The sequence below is a fragment of the Pseudomonas sp. SWRI68 genome (genome assembly GCF_014269165.1).
GTDB classification, from domain to species: Bacteria; Pseudomonadota; Gammaproteobacteria; order Pseudomonadales; family Pseudomonadaceae; genus Aquipseudomonas; species Aquipseudomonas capeferrum.
The window spans coordinates 159,534-176,117 of sequence record NZ_JABWRU010000008.1 but is presented as its reverse complement, the minus strand read 5'-3'; the positions used below and the strand labels follow the sequence as shown (position 1 = coordinate 176,117).

The 16,584-nt window shown below is 62.7% G+C and carries 16 protein-coding genes; 11 read left to right on the top strand and 5 right to left on the bottom strand.

Translation table 11 applies throughout. The features are described 5' to 3' along the window. Positions 1-38: 38 nt before the first annotated feature. Positions 39-968: a chemotaxis protein CheV gene (locus HU770_RS14450; protein ID WP_033699526.1), complete on the bottom strand. Its 930-nt coding sequence runs from the start codon at positions 966-968 to the stop codon at positions 39-41. A gap of 77 nt (positions 969-1,045) precedes the next feature. On the opposite strand from HU770_RS14450, the gene flgA reads away from it, so the two are divergent. The 5 genes from flgA to HU770_RS14425 all read left to right on the top strand — a co-directional run bounded on the left by flgA (position 1,046) and on the right by HU770_RS14425 (position 4,374). After that, complete coding sequence (gene flgA, locus HU770_RS14445; RefSeq protein ID WP_156310990.1) at positions 1,046-1,798, top strand: flagellar basal body P-ring formation chaperone FlgA; 753 nt, start codon at positions 1,046-1,048, stop codon at positions 1,796-1,798. Between the two features lie 156 nt (positions 1,799-1,954). Next, on the top strand, positions 1,955-2,269 hold the full coding sequence (gene flgM / locus HU770_RS14440; RefSeq protein WP_033699529.1) for a flagellar biosynthesis anti-sigma factor FlgM: 315 nt from the start codon (positions 1,955-1,957) through the stop codon (positions 2,267-2,269). Positions 2,270-2,319: 50 nt separating this feature from the next. After that, positions 2,320-2,787, top strand: coding sequence for a flagellar protein FlgN (locus HU770_RS14435; RefSeq protein ID WP_033699531.1), 468 nt, complete (start codon positions 2,320-2,322; stop codon positions 2,785-2,787). Between the two features lie 79 nt (positions 2,788-2,866). Next, positions 2,867-3,610, top strand: coding sequence for a flagellar brake protein (locus HU770_RS14430; RefSeq protein WP_186656238.1), 744 nt, complete (start codon positions 2,867-2,869; stop codon positions 3,608-3,610). A 185-nt stretch (positions 3,611-3,795) separates the two neighbouring features. Then, positions 3,796-4,374, top strand: coding sequence for a hypothetical protein (locus tag HU770_RS14425; RefSeq protein WP_186663966.1), 579 nt, complete (start codon positions 3,796-3,798; stop codon positions 4,372-4,374). A gap of 72 nt (positions 4,375-4,446) precedes the next feature. On the opposite strand, the gene HU770_RS14420 is transcribed toward HU770_RS14425, so the two are convergent. The 3 genes from HU770_RS14420 to bkdR all read right to left on the bottom strand — a co-directional run bounded on the left by HU770_RS14420 (position 4,447) and on the right by bkdR (position 7,838). After that, positions 4,447-5,787 carry an MFS transporter gene (locus HU770_RS14420; protein ID WP_033699534.1) on the bottom strand — a complete coding sequence of 447 codons (1,341 nt, stop codon included), beginning with the start codon at positions 5,785-5,787 and terminating at the stop codon, positions 4,447-4,449. A gap of 127 nt (positions 5,788-5,914) precedes the next feature. Continuing rightward, complete coding sequence (locus HU770_RS14415; RefSeq protein WP_077068544.1) at positions 5,915-7,156, bottom strand: glutamine synthetase family protein; 1,242 nt, start codon at positions 7,154-7,156, stop codon at positions 5,915-5,917. A 196-nt stretch (positions 7,157-7,352) separates the two neighbouring features. Beyond that, positions 7,353-7,838: a Bkd operon transcriptional regulator BkdR gene (gene bkdR, locus HU770_RS14410; protein WP_027593063.1), complete on the bottom strand. Its 486-nt coding sequence runs from the start codon at positions 7,836-7,838 to the stop codon at positions 7,353-7,355. 197 nt (positions 7,839-8,035) lie between these two features. Here bkdR and HU770_RS14405 point away from each other — a divergent pair, with 197 nt between their 5' ends. Genes HU770_RS14405 through lpdA form a run of 4 tightly spaced genes read left to right on the top strand, consistent with a single transcriptional unit; the run spans position 8,036 to position 12,997 of the window. Further along, positions 8,036-9,268 (top strand): 3-methyl-2-oxobutanoate dehydrogenase (2-methylpropanoyl-transferring) subunit alpha, encoded by a 1,233-nt coding sequence (locus HU770_RS14405; RefSeq protein WP_047583445.1) that lies wholly within the window; start codon positions 8,036-8,038, stop codon positions 9,266-9,268. A 1-nt stretch (position 9,269) separates the two neighbouring features. After that, positions 9,270-10,328 carry an alpha-ketoacid dehydrogenase subunit beta gene (locus HU770_RS14400; RefSeq protein ID WP_033699538.1) on the top strand — a complete coding sequence of 353 codons (1,059 nt, stop codon included), beginning with the start codon at positions 9,270-9,272 and terminating at the stop codon, positions 10,326-10,328. Then, the gene (locus HU770_RS14395; RefSeq protein ID WP_033699540.1) at positions 10,329-11,615 is read left to right on the top strand and encodes a dihydrolipoamide acetyltransferase family protein; all 1,287 of its coding nucleotides are present in this window, start codon (positions 10,329-10,331) and stop codon (positions 11,613-11,615) included. 2 nt (positions 11,616-11,617) lie between these two features. Continuing rightward, positions 11,618-12,997: a dihydrolipoyl dehydrogenase gene (lpdA, locus tag HU770_RS14390; protein ID WP_186663964.1), complete on the top strand. Its 1,380-nt coding sequence runs from the start codon at positions 11,618-11,620 to the stop codon at positions 12,995-12,997. Between the two features lie 72 nt (positions 12,998-13,069). Here the strand turns inward: lpdA and HU770_RS14385 are convergent, their stop codons facing one another. Next, on the bottom strand, positions 13,070-14,104 hold the full coding sequence (locus tag HU770_RS14385; RefSeq protein WP_186656219.1) for a sensor domain-containing diguanylate cyclase: 1,035 nt from the start codon (positions 14,102-14,104) through the stop codon (positions 13,070-13,072). A gap of 281 nt (positions 14,105-14,385) precedes the next feature. On the opposite strand from HU770_RS14385, the gene HU770_RS14380 reads away from it, so the two are divergent. Both HU770_RS14380 and abaF read left to right on the top strand, forming a co-directional pair. Then, complete coding sequence (locus HU770_RS14380; RefSeq protein WP_152604616.1) at positions 14,386-15,006, top strand: GntR family transcriptional regulator; 621 nt, start codon at positions 14,386-14,388, stop codon at positions 15,004-15,006. Between the two features lie 185 nt (positions 15,007-15,191). Then, positions 15,192-16,565, top strand: a complete 1,374-nt coding sequence (gene abaF, locus HU770_RS14375) for a fosfomycin efflux MFS transporter AbaF (protein WP_272998680.1) — start codon at positions 15,192-15,194, stop codon at positions 16,563-16,565. Positions 16,566-16,584 lie beyond the last annotated feature (19 nt).

The following is a 16,584-nucleotide window of genomic DNA, read 5'->3' as shown; positions in this document are numbered from 1 at the left end:
TTTCAATCGCTGGTGCCGGGAGCGGGCTCCCGGCTGCTTCAATGTGTTGCCTTGATCCGGTCGACCACGCGCTGCGCCAGGTCGTCCGGTTTGAACTTGGCCAGGAAATCATCGGCGCCGACTTTCTTGACCATCGCCTGGTTGAATACCCCGGACAGCGAAGTATGCAGGACGATGTGCAATTTTTGCATGCGCGGATCGCTGCGGATCTCCGCGGTCAGCGTGTAACCGTCCATTTCTGGCATTTCAATGTCCGAGATCATCATCAGGAACTCTTCTTCCGGCCTTTTGCCCTCCTCCACCAATTGCCGGAGGTAGTTGAGCGCCTGGCGGCCATCGTTGAGCGCCACCACTTCGACGCCGACGGTTTGCAGGCAGCGGCTGACCTGCTTGCGCGCCACCGATGAATCGTCGACGGTCAACACCCGCAGCAACACGGCCTTGTCCTGCACCTCGGCATCGACCACACCGGCAGACACCTGCTCGGACGACGGCGCCACTTCGGCCAGCACCTTTTCCACGTCGATGATCTCGACCATGCGGTTATCCACCCGGGTGACCGCAGTCAAGTAGTGGTCACGGCCGGTGCCCTTGGGTGGCGGATGGATTTCTTCCCAGTTCATGTTGACGATGCGCTCGACCGAGTGCACCAGAAAGCCCTGGGTCTTGGTGTTGTACTCGGTGATGATCACAAAACTGTTGCGCGTGTCCTCCTGCAGTGGCGCCAACCCAGTAGCCATCGACAGGTCGAGGATCGGGATGGTCGCCCCGCGAATGTTGGCCACGCCGCGCACCACCGGGTGGGACTTGGGCAGCACGGTCAGCGCAGGGCACTGCAGCACCTCCCTGACCTTGAACACGTTGATACCGTAGAGCTGGCCGCCATTGAGGCGAAACAGCAACAATTCCAGGCGATTCTGCCCCACCAGCTGTGTGCGCTGGTTGACCGAATCCATAACACCCGCCATGCCAGACTCCTTTACGTTTCAGCCTTTCGTTGCAAATCAGGTACCGAGTCGGCACGGGCTTTGCTTTTTTGAGCGCCATGTACACGAAAACGACATTTTTCCGACGATTGACGCACCTGCTGACTGGCTCGCTGGCCACGCTGTGCCTGCTGGTGCCCGGCGTTCGCACGCTGGCGGACGCGTTTACCTTGCCTGAACAGCTTATCGGTGTCACCCAAGGGTTTCTTGAATTCACCGTAGAAGATTATCTGGCCACCACCCAAACCGTCGGCCGTTACGAGATCCAGGTCAGCACCCTCGACCCGCGCTTGCGCATGCCATTGTGCAGCCAGCCACTGGACGCTTCGCTGGAAAGCCCCGCGCAGCCACTGGGACGGGTCACGGTGCGGGTGCGTTGCGACAGTGCGGCACCGTGGACCGTGTTTGTGCCGGCAACGGTGCGGCTGTTTCGCGATGTGGTGGTGGTCACCCGCCCGCTCAAGCGTGACAACGTGGTCGGCGAAGGTGACGTGGCCCTGCGCGAGCGTGATGTCGGCACCCTCGGCCAGGGCTTTCTCAGCGAGCTGGACCAGGCGGTGGGCATGAAGATGCTGCGCCCTACGGTCATCGACCAGGTGCTCACCCCGCAGCACCTTGAGCAAGCCGAAGTGGTGCGCAAGGGCGACCACGTGGTGATCATCGCCCGCAGCGGCAGCCTGAGCGTGCGCATGCCAGGCGAAGCGCTGAGCAAGGGTGGCCTGAGTGAACAGATCCGGGTGCGCAACCTCAACTCTAAACGGGTGATCAAGGCCCGGGTGACCGGCCCCGGCCAGGTTGAGGTGACGATGTAGCAGGATTGCGCTGGCAGTGTGGAACCGCTTTTCCTAAACTGTGTCAGAACACGGGTTCGCGAGCTTGCTGACAGGCGGCTATGCATTTGTGCCTAAAGTTTCTTTCGGGGTGGCCGAAAACAAGGCAAGCGTCCAAATACCCAGGGGTTTCTGATCATGGTCATCGACTTCAGTCGTTTGAATAACTCTCCGTCCGTCACGGGCGGCGTTCGCGGCAATGCCGCGCCCGGCACCGCCGAAAAGCCCGGCGCGAGCCAGGAAGCGCCTAAAAGCACCAGCGCCAGCGGAGAAGCCGTACACCTCAGCCAAGAGGCACAGCAGTTGCAAAAGATCAGCGACACGCTGCGCGAACAGCCCGTGGTCAACAGTGCCCGCGTGGCCGAGTTGAAACAGGCGATCGCCGATGGCAGCTACCAGGTCGATGCCGGCCGGGTCGCCAGCAAACTGCTCGATTTCGAAGCCCAGCGCTGACCGTTCGGCGCGCTGACTTCACGGACGCTTAACAAAGCCAAGAGTTAGCCATGCACGACACCACCTTGCTGCAACTGATCGAAGATGACATCGCCCCGATGCAGGAACTGCTCGACCTCCTTCATAAAGAAGCGGTCGCCCTGCATGGCCGCGAGATGGCACTGCTGGAACAGATCCTGGCCCGCAAGCAGTCATTGATCATCTTGCTCGAGCAGCATGGGCAGCGGCGCAGCCAGTTGCTCACCGGCCTCGGCCTTAGCGCCGACCGCGCCGGTGTGCAGGCAGTGGCAGCGCAGTCGCAGCATGGCGAAACAATGCTGCAACGGCTCGATATGCTCTCGCAACTGATGGACACCTGCCAGCAGATCAACGAGACCAACGGGCGCATCATCCAAGTGCAGCAACACGTCACCAACAACCAGATCAGAATCCTCATGGGTGGCGATTCTCCGTCGCTCTACGACAGCCGTGGCGGCACCTCGCTGCTGGCCAAGCCGCGCGCCCTCAGCCAAGTGTGATACCTCTATCAAGGCACGGAACATACTGGCAAAATGCCGTTACTTGCGTGTGTCGTTTTTGCCTGGAGATTGATTAGCCGTGTTCAATGAAGCCGATGCCCCGCAGCCGCCGAAGGTGCTGAGTACACCTTTGGAGATCGCAGCCAACCTGCGACAGCTGCAGGAAAGCCATGACCCCCTGATCATCACCTTCCATGATCGCAACCAGCGGTTCCAGAGCTACGTGGTGAATGTTGACCGCGACAGCAATACCCTGGCACTGGACGAAATGATCCCCCGCGACGGCGAAAAATTCATCGAGAACGGCGAACCGTTCCGCGTCGAAGGCTTCCATGATGGCGTGCGCATCGCCTGGGAATGCACTGCCCAGCTGACCATCAGCGAAGTCGACGGCCACCGCTGCTACCGCGGCGCGATGCCGGAAGAAATGACCTACCACCAGCGCCGCAACGCCTTTCGCGCCGCGTTGAAGCTGTCGCAGCTGGTCGATGTCATCCTCGACGGCACCCACCTCAAAGGCAACGGTGCCCTGCGCGGCAAGCTGCTGGACATCTCTGCCACCGGCTGCAAGCTGCGCTTCGAAGGCAACGTCGAGGACCGCCTGCAACTGGGCCAGGTGTACGAGCGCTTCAAGGCCGGCAACCCGCTGGGCCTGATCGACACCATGGTCGAGCTGCGCCACCTGCACTTCGAGGAGCGTATCAACACCACCTTCGCCGGCGTGCGCTTCCATAACCTCAACGGCCAGGCGCAACGCAAGATCGAAAGCTTCGTCTACCAGTTGCAGCGTGAAGCGCGACGGTTCGATAAAGACGACTATTGAGGTCATCGCCTGATGCGCCAACGCCACCCAAACGGGTGGCGTTTTTGTTGGCGCCCATTACCCGACCTTGCATGCGGGCAACCGGGTTTGCTGACCAGCAAGGTTTCCCGCTTACCGCTGTTTTGGCGGCTGCTTAATGTGGTTTTGTACCGCCCGGCTGGGCGGGTCAGAGGAGCAGACAGCGCATGATTCGTTCCACATTTACCGCAGAATTGCATAGCCAGTTTGGCCGGATCGGGGTGGTTGATACACCTTATTGGGCCTATCCGCCTTTTGCTGCAAACCAGGACGGCTGGTTGTGTACCGACGACGAACGAGGTGATTCAGTCAGTTTCAAACCGCTCACATTCAAATTCACCTTCATCGAAGAAACGGCGAACCGCCTCATTTATCGAATCAACAGCACCGCAGACGCCAAGTTCAATAACGCAAGGCTTGAGCAAAACAGCAACGGCTGGCTGGGTATGTACGGGTACGGGCTGACATATGAGCTCACCAGCGGACTCAATCCTTCGGCGCTGCTGAACAAGGCCCCCTTCTTCCAGGATCAATGGAAGATTGAATTACTCGACAAATGGGACGGCAACCTGACGGGCGCCGAAGACGTCGAGTTTTACTTACGTGACAAAGACGGCCATCGGGTCTCGCAGGTTATGTCGGTCTACAAAGACCGATTCGAGACACTCCGTCACTGGTTCTTGCACGCAGGCACCAAGGACGGAACGATACTGAAATTCCACCTGCACGCCATCAAGGTGTTGTGATCTGCGGTGAGTCACCGCGACGCCCAGCGACGGATACGGCTCACTCGGCCTTCAACGCTGGGCGGCCTGACCTCACACAGACTTGTCGACTTCAGGTTGCGCCTTGGCTTCGCGCTCTACCGAGCCTTGGTCCGCTTCCGTATCCTCCGCCGCCACCGGCGCCTGCATCACATCCTGCACCGTCTGCTCATCGACCCGTGGGTCGAGCGCTGCCGACAACGGCGAACCGGCCGCCGGCATTGCCACGTGGCCCAGCGGCGCGTCCTGCACCTGGTGCAGCCCGGTGACCGCTTTCGGCCGAATGCGCCACACCAGCACCAGCGCGAAGAACGTGAAGAACGCATACAGCATCTGCGCCCCCAGCACTTTCATCAATACGCCCGCCGCCAGAGGGCCGATACAAGCGCCCACACCATAAGTGACCAGCAGCATGGCGGTCAGCGAGACCCGCCGCTCGCTTTCCACGTGGTCATTGGAGAACGCAACTGCCAAGGGGTACAGGCAGAACTGCAACAATGAAATGACAAAGCCGATACCGAACAGCAACTCCAGCGGCACGCTGGGCAAGAGGGCCAGCGGCGCAGAGGCCACTGCCAGGCCCACGGCAGCACTGCGGATCAGTAACGCGCGGTCGTAGCGGTCGGACAGCCAGCCCAACGGCCACTGCACCAGCAGCCCGGCAAAGATGCAGCTACCCATGAACAGACCAATCTGCTCGGTGGACAGCCCCTGATTGGAAGCGTACAGCGGCGCCAGGCCGTAGAACGAACCGACGATCAGGCCCGAACCGAGCACCGTGCTCAACGACTGCGGCACCCGCTTGATGAAGAACTTCGGCTCCATCGGGGCCGGGCGCAAAGGCGCCGGGTGAATGCGCCGGGTCATCGCCACCGGCACCAGGCACAGGGCGAAGCACATGGCGACCAGCATCAGCAGTTCAGGGCCGAGCTCGGGGTGCACCACCAGAATCAGCTGGCCGAGCACCAGCCCCAGGTAGGAGGCGATCATGTAGCCACTGAATACCGCACCGCGGTGCTTGGCATCGGCCTGTTCGTTGAGCCAGCTTTCGATGACCATGTACTGGCACATCATCCCCAGGCCCACCACCATCCGCAGCCCGACCCAGGCCGGCAACCAATTGGTCATGCCATGGCCGAGCACCGCCGCGCAAACGATACCGGCGCAGGTGGCATACGCGCGAATGTGCCCTACCCGGCCGATCAGCCGGTGGCCGACCTTGCCGCCCACGGCCAAGCCGAAGTAGTTGGCCGCCATCAACGCACCGACCCACAAGCTGTCGACATGGTCGGCCGCCAGGCGCAGTGCCAGGTAGGTACTGAGCAGGCCTGAGCCGATAAGCATCATCAAGGCAGCGAAATACAGCGACTGAAACGGCTTCCAGATGTTTCGCATACGTCCCGTCGGGCTCCCTGGTCAGGTGGCGTTGGCCTGGCAAGCATAAAAGCAATTGTGTTGCAGCGCAGTCCCTTGCCTGCGAAATAGCGTGCAGGGGACGCGTCCAGTAGCGGTTGTGTCGCGATCAGGCCTGTGCTGCCAGCACCCGACGCTCCCACGGCGTGATCTCGTCGAAGAAGTCGGTCAGCTCCAGCGTCTTGCTGGCAACGTAGCCTTCGATGAACTCGTTGCCGAACAGTTCCCGCGCCAGCGCGCTGCGCTTGAGGCGCTGCAGTGCTGCGTGCAGGGTGCACGGCAGGCTCAGGTGCTCTGGCACCTCGAACTCACCCTGGATGGCCGGCGCCGGCTGCAAGCGTTGCTCGATGCCGTGCAACCCGGCAGCCAGGCTTGCGGCAATCGCCAGGTACGGATTGGCATCGGCGCCGGGCAAGCGGTTTTCCACGCGCCGGGCCACGGGGGCGCTGGCCGGTATGCGCAAGCCCGCCGCGCGGTTATCCTCGGACCAGCAAGCGTTGTTGGGCGAGGCGTACGGGTGGCACAGGCGCTGGTAGGAATTGACATTGGGCGCAAACAACGCGGTGAAGTCCGCCATGCACGCCTGCAGGCCACCGATGAAGTGCAGGAAGGTGGCGGTCGGCTGTCCCTGCTCATCGCTGAACACGTTACGCCCGCTGCCGATCTCCACCAGGCTCTGATGAATGTGCATGGAACTGCCGGGGGTCTTGGCCAGGGGCTTGGCCATGCACACCACGGTCAGACCATGCTTGAGCGCTACTTCCTTGAGCAGGTGCTTGAACAGGAAGGTCTGGTCGGCCAGCAGCAGCGGGTCGCCGTGCAACAGGTTGATCTCGAACTGGCTGATGCCCATCTCGTGCATGAAGGTGTCACGTGGCAGGCCGAGCGCTGCCATGCACTGGTAGACCTCGTTGAAGAACGGCCGCAAGCCATTGTTGGAGCTGACACTGAACGCCGAATGGCCAAGCTCCCGGCGGCCATCCTTGCCCAGGGGCGGCAGAAAGGGCTGCACGGGGTCGGTGTTGGGTGCAAAGACAAAGAATTCGAGTTCGGTGGCCACCACCGGGGCCAGGCCCAAAGCTGCGTAGCGGGCGATCACCGCCTTGAGCTGGCCGCGGGTGGACAACGCCGACGACCTGCCATCCAGTTCGTTGGCGTCGCAGATGGCCAGGGCGCGGCCATCCTCGCTCCAGGGCAGGCGGTGGATTTGCGTGGGCTCGGCCACCAGCGCCAGGTCGCCGTCATCACTGCCGTAGAACCTTGCCGGCGGGTAGCCGCCCATGATGCATTGCAACAGCACGCCACGGGCCATCTGCAGGCGCCGGCCTTCGAGGAAGCCCTCGGCAGTCATCACTTTGCCGCGCGGCACACCGTTGAGGTCGGGGGTGACGCATTCGATTTCATCGATGCCGTGAAGGTGTTCGGCAAGGGTGTTCTGGCCTGCGGTGGTCATGACGCTTGTCCTTGTTGTTATTGGCTGACAACAACATAGGCTGGGGGTGTTTAAAATATCAAGCACCTACTGGGTTGCCAGTGCTGGCAACCCTTTACTCGCGCAGGGTCATGCCATTGGCCGGCAACGGCAAGGCGGTCTTGTAGCGCACCTGCTTCAAGGCAAAACTCGAGCGAATGTTCGCCACTCCCGGCAACCGCGTCAGGTAATCGAGAAACCGCTCCAGCGCCTGAATGCTCGGCAACAGCACCCGCAGCAGGTAGTCCGGGTCGCCGGTCATCAGGTAGCACTCCATCACCTCGGGGCGCTCGGCGATCTCCTCCTCGAACCGGTGCAGCGACTGCTCCACCTGTTTTTCCAGGCTCACATGGATGAACACATTCACATCCAGCCCCAGCGCCTCCGGTGACAACAAGGTCACCTGCTGGCGGATCACCCCTAGTTCCTCCATGGCCTTGACCCGGTTGAAACAGGGGGTGGGCGACAGGTTAACCGAGCGCGCCAGCTCTGCATTGGTGATGCGGGCGTTTTCCTGAAGGCTGTTGAGAATGCCGATATCGGTACGATCGAGTTTGCGCATGAGACAAATTCACCGGTTTTTTGTGTTTATGCGGAATGTTTATCTGCGCTCGTCGGCAAAGGCAACCAACTTGAGAGAAATATTCTTCTGCCGTGCCACTAAGATGTAGGGGACGCTGACTTGCCAGTCACGAGCCGGTACTCAGCGGCGGCCGCTTCAGAGCTCACAAAAACAACATTCGAGCGAGCGTAAAAAGCATGAACGAGTACGCCCCCCTGCGTTTGCATGTGCCCGAGCCAACCGGCCGGCCAGGCTGCCAGACCGATTTTTCCTACCTGCGTCTGAACGATGCAGGTATTGCCCGTAAACCTTCGATCGACGTCGACGCTGCCGACACCGCCGAGCTGTCCAACAGCTTGATCAGGGTGCTGGACGAGCATGGCGACGCACTCGGCCCGTGGGCCGAGGACATCGACCCAATGGTCCTGCGTCAAGGCATGCGCGCCATGCTCAAGACGCGTATCTTCGACAGCCGCATGGTGGTTGCCCAGCGCCAGAAAAAGATGTCCTTCTACATGCAGAGCCTGGGCGAGGAAGCCATCGGCAGCGCCCAGGCCCTGGCGCTGAACCGCACCGACATGTGCTTCCCCACCTACCGCCAGCAAAGCATTCTCATGGCCCGCGACGTGTCGCTGGTGGAGATGATCTGCCAGCTGCTGTCCAACGAGCGTGACCCGCTCAAGGGCCGCCAACTGCCGATCATGTATTCGGTGCGCGAGGCAGGTTTCTTCACCATCAGCGGCAACCTGGCGACCCAGTTCGTGCAGGCGGTCGGCTGGGCCATGGCCTCGGCGATCAAGGGCGATACCAAGATCGCCTCGGCCTGGATCGGCGACGGCGCCACTGCCGAGTCGGACTTCCACACCGCCCTGACCTTCGCCCATGTGTACCGCGCGCCGGTGATCCTCAACGTGGTCAACAACCAGTGGGCGATCTCCACCTTCCAGGCGATTGCTGGCGGTGAATCGACCACCTTCGCCGGCCGTGGCGTAGGTTGCGGCATCGCCTCGCTGCGCGTCGACGGCAACGACTTCGTCGCTGTCTACGCCGCCTCGCGCTGGGCTGCCGAACGCGCCCGCCGGGGTCTGGGACCTTGCCTGATCGAGTGGGTCACCTACCGTGCCGGCCCGCACTCGACCTCCGACGACCCATCCAAGTACCGCCCCGCCGATGACTGGAGCCACTTCCCGCTGGGCGACCCGATCGCCCGCCTGAAGCAGCACCTGATCAAGATCGGCCACTGGTCCGAGGAAGAACACCAGGCCGTCACCGCCGAGTTCGAAGCTGCGGTCATCGCGGCGCAGAAGGAAGCCGAACAGTACGGCACCCTGGCCAACGGCCACATCCCGAGCGCAGCCTCGATGTTCGAGGACGTGTACAAGGAAATGCCCGAACACCTGCGCCGTCAACGCCAGGAACTGGGGGTTTGAGATGAACGACCATAACAACAGCATCAACCCGGAAACCGCCATGGCCACCACTACCATGACCATGATCCAGGCCCTGCGCTCGGCCATGGATATCATGCTTGAGCGTGACGACAATGTCGTGGTCTACGGCCAGGACGTCGGTTACTTCGGCGGCGTGTTCCGCTGCACCGAAGGCCTGCAGAACAAATACGGCAAGTCGCGCGTGTTCGACGCGCCGATCTCCGAAAGCGGTATCGTCGGCACCGCCGTGGGCATGGGTGCCTACGGCCTGCGCCCGGTGGTGGAAATCCAGTTTGCCGACTACTTCTACCCTGCGTCCGACCAGATCGTCTCGGAAATGGCCCGCCTGCGGTATCGCTCGGCCGGCGAGTTCATCTCGCCGCTGACCCTGCGCATGCCGTGCGGGGGTGGTATCTACGGCGGCCAGACCCACAGCCAGAGCCCGGAGGCGATGTTCACCCAGGTGTGCGGACTGCGCACGGTCATGCCGTCCAACCCCTATGACGCCAAGGGCCTGCTGATCGCCTCGATCGAATGCGACGACCCGGTCATCTTCCTCGAGCCCAAGCGCCTCTACAACGGCCCGTTCGACGGCCACCACGACCGCCCTGTGACGCCGTGGGCGAAGCACCCGCACAGCGCCGTGCCGGATGGCTATTACACCGTGCCACTGGACAAGGCGGCGATCACCCGCCCGGGCAATGATGTCACCGTGCTGACCTACGGCACCACGGTCTACGTGGCCCAGGTGGCCGCCGAGGAGACCGGCGTCGACGCCGAAGTCATCGACCTGCGCAGCCTGTGGCCGCTGGACCTGGAAACCATCGTCGCGTCGGTGAAGAAGACCGGCCGCTGCGTGGTGGTGCATGAGGCCACCCGTACCTGTGGTTTCGGTGCCGAGCTGGTGTCGCTGGTTCAGGAACACTGCTTCCATCACCTCGAAGCGCCGATCGAGCGCGTCACCGGCTGGGACACCCCCTACCCCCACGCACAGGAATGGGCTTACTTCCCAGGGCCTTCGCGGGTAGGTGCGGCATTGAAACGGGTCATGGAGGTCTGAATGGGCACGCACGTCATCAAGATGCCGGACATTGGCGAAGGCATCGCACAGGTCGAGTTGGTCGAGTGGTTCGTCAAGGTCGGCGATGTGATCGCCGAGGACCAGGTAGTGGCCGATGTCATGACCGACAAGGCGACCGTGGAAATCCCCTCGCCGGTCAGCGGCAAGGTGCTGGCCTTGGGTGGCCAGCCGGGTGAAGTGATGGCGGTCGGCAGCGAGCTGATCCGCATCGAAGTAGAGGGCAGCGGCAACCATGTCGACGCGCCGCAGGGCAAGCCGGCCGACACCAAGCCGGCCGAGGCAGTTGTCGCGCCAGTCGCGAGCACGCCGCAGCCGCGTGCCGCAGTGCCAGCGCCCGCCTGCCAGGGCGCAGCCCCCCACACCGCCGCGCCCATCGTGCCGCGCCAGGCCGGCGACAAGCCACTGGCCTCCCCAGCCGTGCGCAAACGTGCGCTGGATGCCGGTATCGAACTGCGCTACGTACACGGCAGCGGCCCGGCCGGGCGCATCCTGCACGAAGACCTCGACGGTTTCATGAGCAAACCGCAGACCGCAGCCGGGCAAGCCCCGAGCGGCTACGCCAAGCGTACCGACAGCGAGCAGGTGCAAGTCATCGGCCTGCGCCGCAAGATCGCCCAGCGCATGCAGGACGCCAAGCGCCGGGTCGCGCACTTCAGCTATGTCGAGGAAATCGACGTCACCGCCCTGGAAGCCCTGCGCCAGCAGCTCAACCAGAAGCACGGCGACAGCCGTGGCAAGTTGACCTTGCTGCCGTTCCTGGTCCGCGCCCTGGTCGTGGCCCTGCGCGACTTCCCGCAGATCAACGCCACCTATGACGACGAAGCACAGATCATCACCCGCCATGGCGCGGTGCATGTGGGCATCGCCACCCAGGGTGACAACGGCCTGATGGTGCCGGTGCTGCGCCATGCCGAAGCCGGCAACTTGTGGGGCAATGCCAGCGAAATCTCGCGCCTGGCCACGGCCGCGCGCAGCAACAAGGCCAGCCGCGAAGAACTGTCCGGCTCTACCATCACCCTGACCAGCCTCGGTGCGTTGGGCGGCATCGTCAGCACGCCGGTGGTCAACACCCCGGAAGTGGCGATCGTCGGCGTCAACCGCATGGTCGAGCGGCCGATGGTGATCGACGGCCAGATCGTCGTGCGCAAGATGATGAACCTGTCCAGCTCGTTCGACCACCGGGTGGTCGATGGCATGGATGCCGCGCTGTTCATCCAGGCCGTGCGTGGCCTGCTTGAACAACCCGCCTGCCTGTTCGTGGAGTGAGCATGCAACAGACTATCGAAACCACCCTGCTGATCATCGGCGGCGGCCCTGGCGGCTATGTGGCCGCCATCCGCGCCGGGCAACTGGGTATCCCCACCGTGCTGGTCGAAGGCCAGGCGCTGGGCGGCACTTGCCTGAACGTCGGCTGCATTCCGTCCAAGGCATTGATCCATGTCGCCGAGCAGTTTCACCAGACCTCGCGGTACACCGCGCCGTCGGCACTGGGCATCAGTGTCAGCGCGCCGCGCCTGGACATCACCCAGAGCGTGGCCTGGAAAGACGGTATCGTCGACCGCCTGACCAGTGGGGTTGCGGCCTTGCTGAAAAAGCACGGGGTCAAGGTGATCCACGGCTGGGCGAAGATCCTCGACGGCAAGCATGTCGACGTCGATGGCCAGCGCATCCAGTGCGAGCACCTGCTGCTGGCCACAGGCTCCAACAGCGTCGAACTGCCGATGCTGCCGCTGGGCGGGCCGATCATTTCCTCGACCGAGGCACTGGCACCGGCGGCCTTGCCGCAGCACCTGGTGGTGGTAGGCGGTGGCTATATCGGCCTGGAGCTGGGTATCGCCTACCGCAAGCTGGGCGCACAGGTGAGCGTGGTGGAAGCACGCGAGCGCATCCTGCCAACCTACGACAGCGAACTGACCAGCCCGGTGGCCGAGGCGCTGAAGAAGTTGGGCATCGCCGTGCATCTGGGCCATAGCGTCGAAGGTTACGACAATGGTTGCCTGCTGGCCCGCGACGGCCAGGGCGAGCAACTGCGCCTGGAAGCCGACCGGGTACTGGTGGCCGTGGGCCGCCGCCCCCGCACCCAGGGTTTCAACCTTGAATCCCTGGCGCTGAAGATGAACGGCGCCGCCATCGCCATTGACGAGCGCTGCCAGACCAGCATGCACAATGTCTGGGCCATTGGCGACGTGGCCGGTGAACCGATGCTCGCGCACCGGGCCATGGCCCAGGGCGAGATGGTCGCCGAGATCATCGCCGGCAAGGCGCGGCGCTTCGAACCCAGCGCAATCGCTGCGGTGTGCTTTACCGACCCGGAGATCGTGGTGGTTGGCAAGACGCCTGAGCAGGCCAGCCAGCAGGGCCTTGACTGCATCGTCGCGCAGTTCCCGTTCGCCGCCAACGGCCGGGCCATGAGCCTTGAGTCCAAAGCCGGCTTCGTGCGCGTGGTAGCGCGCCGCGACAATCACCTGATCCTGGGTTGGCAGGCGGTGGGCGTGGCCGTTTCGGAATTGTCCACGGCCTTTGCCCAGTCACTGGAAATGGGCGCATGCCTGGAAGATATCGCGGGCACCATCCACGCCCACCCGACGTTGGGTGAAGCGGTGCAGGAAGCGGCATTGCGTGCGCTGGGCCACGCCCTGCATATCTGACGCTGAAAGGGCTCAGGCCGATTGAGTCCCTGGGGGTGCGGGTAAACCCGCTCCCCTCAGGCACCCGCTAAATCAGCAAGATCCGTGTTGTTCTGCAAGCGCAGTCAGGTCATCCGCTATTGCGTTCTTGCCCGCCCCCTTGGCCCGGTACAGGGCCTTGTCGGCACGGGCCAGCAGGTCATCCGGCGCATCACCGTCCTGCCACTGCACCACCCCATAGCTCATGGTCAGGCGACACTCGCCGACCGGCTCCACCTTCTCCATCACCTGGCGCAACCCTGCAGCCACTTCAAGCGCCTCGTCCAGCAGCGTCTGCGGCAGCACAATGACGAACTCATCGCCGCCCCAACGCGCCAGCAGGTCATATTCGCGCAGGCAGGTACGCAGGTTGTCGACCACCTGGACCAGCGCCGCATCGCCACGGGCATGGCCATAGCGGTCATTGATCGGTTTGAAGTCATCCACGTCCATGGCAATCAGCGACAACGGCTGGCGGAAGCGTTGGCTCCGCTCGCATTCCTGCTGCAGCACCTTGTCCAGCCGATAGCGATTGGCGATCCGGGTCAACGCATCGCGCTCGGCTAATTCGCGGTTTTCATCCAGCTGGCGCTGCAACTGCTGGTTGACCCAGGACAACTCACGGGTGCGTTCGGCCACCAGGCTTTCCAGCGACAGGTTCTGTTGCTCAAGCTGCGCTACCCGCCGCTTGCCGGCATCGATGTTGCGGTGGGCGCCAAGCATGCGCGCCACCGAGCCGTCGCTGTTGCGGGCGATGATGTAGCCGCTGTCTTCGACCCACAGATAACTGCCATCCTGGCAACGACATCGGTACTCGATCAGGTAGCGCTCGTTGCGTTGGGTGATGTAGGCCTCGAAGTGCGCCATTACCCGCGGATAGTCCTCCGGGTGGATCACGCTTTCCCAGGTCAGCACCGAGTTGGCCATGGAATGGCTGGCGTAGCCGAGCATGGCGTACCAACCCGGGTTGCGATAGACGTAGCCGGTGTTGGCATTCCAGTCCCAGATGCCGTCGCTGATCAATTCGAACAAGGTATGCAGCTGCTGCTCACTGAAGCCGGCGGGTGCCGGCCTGGTGTTGTGACTCATGGACGCTCTCCCTGATGTCCAGCAACTGCGCCCCGGTCAAGGAGCTGCCGACAGTTTTGATAGGTGCCGCAGGCGGCAAGGCAATGCCGCTGACGGGCAAGCATATGCCCGCCAGGGGGCAACCGGAATAGGACCAAGGGGCTATTTCTCGATGGGCCTCGCGGCGGCGGCTGGTTTGGCTGGCATTGCGTTTCGTATAAGATATCCACAAAGCCTGATTGCTGGAAAATCCCGTGCCGCTGCCGTCGTTCAAAGCTACCAACCTGGGTGCCACACCTTCGATGTCCGAAATCATCGCCAAGCACCTGCGCGAGGCGATCATCTCGGGGCAGCTCGCCGAAGGCGAACCGGTGCGCCAGGACGAGGTGGCGCAGGCCTTCAATGTCAGCAAGATTCCGGTGCGCGAGGCGTTGAAACGCCTTGAAGCGGAAGGCCTGGTGGACTTTCATCGCAACCGTGGCGCCCTGGTTACGCGCATTTCCGAGCCTGAGCTGGCGCAGATGTTCGAGGTCAGGGTGCTGCTGGAGGTGAAGGCGATTCGCCTGGCGATCCCCAACATGACCGAAGCGCACTTTGCCCGTGCCGAAGCCATCTGCGCGGAGTTCATCGGCGAGGACGATATCGGCCGCTGGGCCGACCTCAACTGGGCGCTGCATGCGTGTTTGTACGAGCCCGCAAAACGCCCCTACCTGATCGGCCTGATTCGCTCCATCCATGACAAGGTCGAACGCTATCTGCGCATGCAGATGAGCTTGTCGGCCGGCAAGGACCGCGCGGATCACGAGCATCGCGACATTGTCGCCGCCTGCCGCGCACGGGACGTGGAGCTGGCTGCCCGGCTGATCGAGACGCACATCAATGGGGTGTGCCAAAGCCTTTACGATCATCTGCCCCATAACTGAGCAGCCCTGCCTTGATTTTTAGGGTGGCGTATAGCGAGCGCCGCCCGCGCGCGACCGCCTGTCCTTGGCTTCGTTTTTGCTTATCTAGATATCGTATACGAAATACAATATAAGGAATGGGCGGCACACAACGATGCCGAACTGCCTACTCCTTCTTCCAATAATACGTATCGGAGTGCAAAACGATGGCCACACCCACAACTGCGGCATCAGTGAGTGCCGCGAACACAGCAGAAAAGGCGCCTGCGGGCATCAAACGCGTGGTGGCAGCCGCCATGGCGGGCGCCGTTGCCGAGTGGTACGAATTCTTCCTGTATGGCACCGCGTCCGCGCTGGTCTTCGGCCAGTTGTTCTTCCGCCAGACCGGCAGCGCGATGGACGGCATCATCGCGGCATTCGCCCTCTATGCCGTGGGCTTTCTCGCCCGCCCCATCGGCGGCCTGGTATTTGGCCACTACGGTGACAAGGTCGGGCGCAAACACTTGCTGCAGATCAGCCTGATCGTGGTCGGGGTGACCACCTTCCTCATGGGCTGCCTGCCCACCTTCGAACGCATCGGCTATGCCGCCCCCATCCTGCTGGTGGTATTGAGATTGATCCAAGGCTTTGCCTTTGGCGGCGAATGGGGTGGGGCCGTGCTGCTGGTGTCCGAACACAGCCCGGACAACCGTCGCGGCTTCTGGGCCAGCTGGCCGCAAGCGGGCGTGCCGGCTGGCAACCTGATTGCCACGGTCATCCTTCTGCTGCTCTCGACCAACCTGTCCGAAGCGCAATTTCTCGACTGGGGCTGGCGCGTCGCCTTCTGGTTCTCGGCCGTGGTGGTGCTGATTGGCTACTGGATCCGCACCCGGGTCGATGATGCCCCCATCTTCAAAGAGGCCCAGGCCCGCCAGCAGCGGGTGGAAAGCCAGCAACTGGGCGTGGTCGAGGTGGTCACCAAATACTGGCGCGAAGTGCTGATCGGCATCGGCGCCCGGTTTGCGGAAAACATCCTCTACTACATCGTCGTCACCTTCTCCATCACCTACCTGAAGCTGGTGGTGCACAAGGACACGTCAGAAATCCTGCTGCTGATGTTTGGCGCTCACCTGCTGCACTTCTTCATGATCCCGCTCATGGGCTACCTCTCGGACATCATCGGCCGCAAGCCTGTGTACCTGATCGGCGCCGTGCTCACCGCGTTCTGGGGCTTCGTCGGCTTCCCGATGATGGACACCGGCAACGACTGGCTGATCATGGCGGCCATCACCCTGGGCCTGGCCATCGAGTCGATGACCTACGCGCCCTACTCCGCCCTGATGGCCGAACTGTTCCCGACCCATGTGCGCTACACCGCCCTGTCGCTGTGCTACCAGGTGGCGCCGATCCTGGCCGGTTCGCTGGCGCCGCTGGTCGCCGTGACCCTGCTGAAGGAATACAACAGCTCAACGCCGATCGCCTGGTACCTGGTGGCCTCCGCCGTGATCTCGATCATTGCCGTCGCCGGTGCCAGGGAAACACGTGGCAAGTCGCTGCGGGCGGTGGATGAAGAATCCCTGGCACGCACCGCCGACCGCTGACAGACCAACAAGAACGATA

Bases quoted from the DNA above. Each gene is read 5' to 3' on its own strand.
- flgA (WP_156310990.1), top strand. From the start codon at position 1,046: ATGTACACGAAAACGACATTTTTCCGACGATTGACGCACCTGCTGACT.
- HU770_RS14420 (WP_033699534.1), bottom strand. From the start codon at position 5,787: ATGCGAAACATCTGGAAGCCGTTTCAGTCGCTGTATTTCGCTGCCTTG.
- HU770_RS14380 (WP_152604616.1), top strand. From the start codon at position 14,386: ATGTCCGAAATCATCGCCAAGCACCTGCGCGAGGCGATCATCTCGGGG.
- flgM (WP_033699529.1), top strand. From the start codon at position 1,955: ATGGTCATCGACTTCAGTCGTTTGAATAACTCTCCGTCCGTCACGGGC.
- abaF (WP_272998680.1), top strand. From the start codon at position 15,192: ATGGCCACACCCACAACTGCGGCATCAGTGAGTGCCGCGAACACAGCA.
- HU770_RS14450 (WP_033699526.1), bottom strand. From the start codon at position 968: ATGGCGGGTGTTATGGATTCGGTCAACCAGCGCACACAGCTGGTGGGG.
- HU770_RS14400 (WP_033699538.1), top strand. From the start codon at position 9,270: ATGAACGACCATAACAACAGCATCAACCCGGAAACCGCCATGGCCACC.
- HU770_RS14435 (WP_033699531.1), top strand. From the start codon at position 2,320: ATGCACGACACCACCTTGCTGCAACTGATCGAAGATGACATCGCCCCG.
- lpdA (WP_186663964.1), top strand. From the start codon at position 11,618: ATGCAACAGACTATCGAAACCACCCTGCTGATCATCGGCGGCGGCCCT.
- HU770_RS14385 (WP_186656219.1), bottom strand. From the start codon at position 14,104: ATGAGTCACAACACCAGGCCGGCACCCGCCGGCTTCAGTGAGCAGCAG.
- bkdR (WP_027593063.1), bottom strand. From the start codon at position 7,838: ATGCGCAAACTCGATCGTACCGATATCGGCATTCTCAACAGCCTTCAG.
- HU770_RS14415 (WP_077068544.1), bottom strand. From the start codon at position 7,156: ATGACTGCCGAGGGCTTCCTCGAAGGCCGGCGCCTGCAGATGGCCCGT.
- HU770_RS14395 (WP_033699540.1), top strand. From the start codon at position 10,329: ATGGGCACGCACGTCATCAAGATGCCGGACATTGGCGAAGGCATCGCA.
- HU770_RS14425 (WP_186663966.1), top strand. From the start codon at position 3,796: ATGATTCGTTCCACATTTACCGCAGAATTGCATAGCCAGTTTGGCCGG.
- HU770_RS14405 (WP_047583445.1), top strand. From the start codon at position 8,036: ATGAACGAGTACGCCCCCCTGCGTTTGCATGTGCCCGAGCCAACCGGC.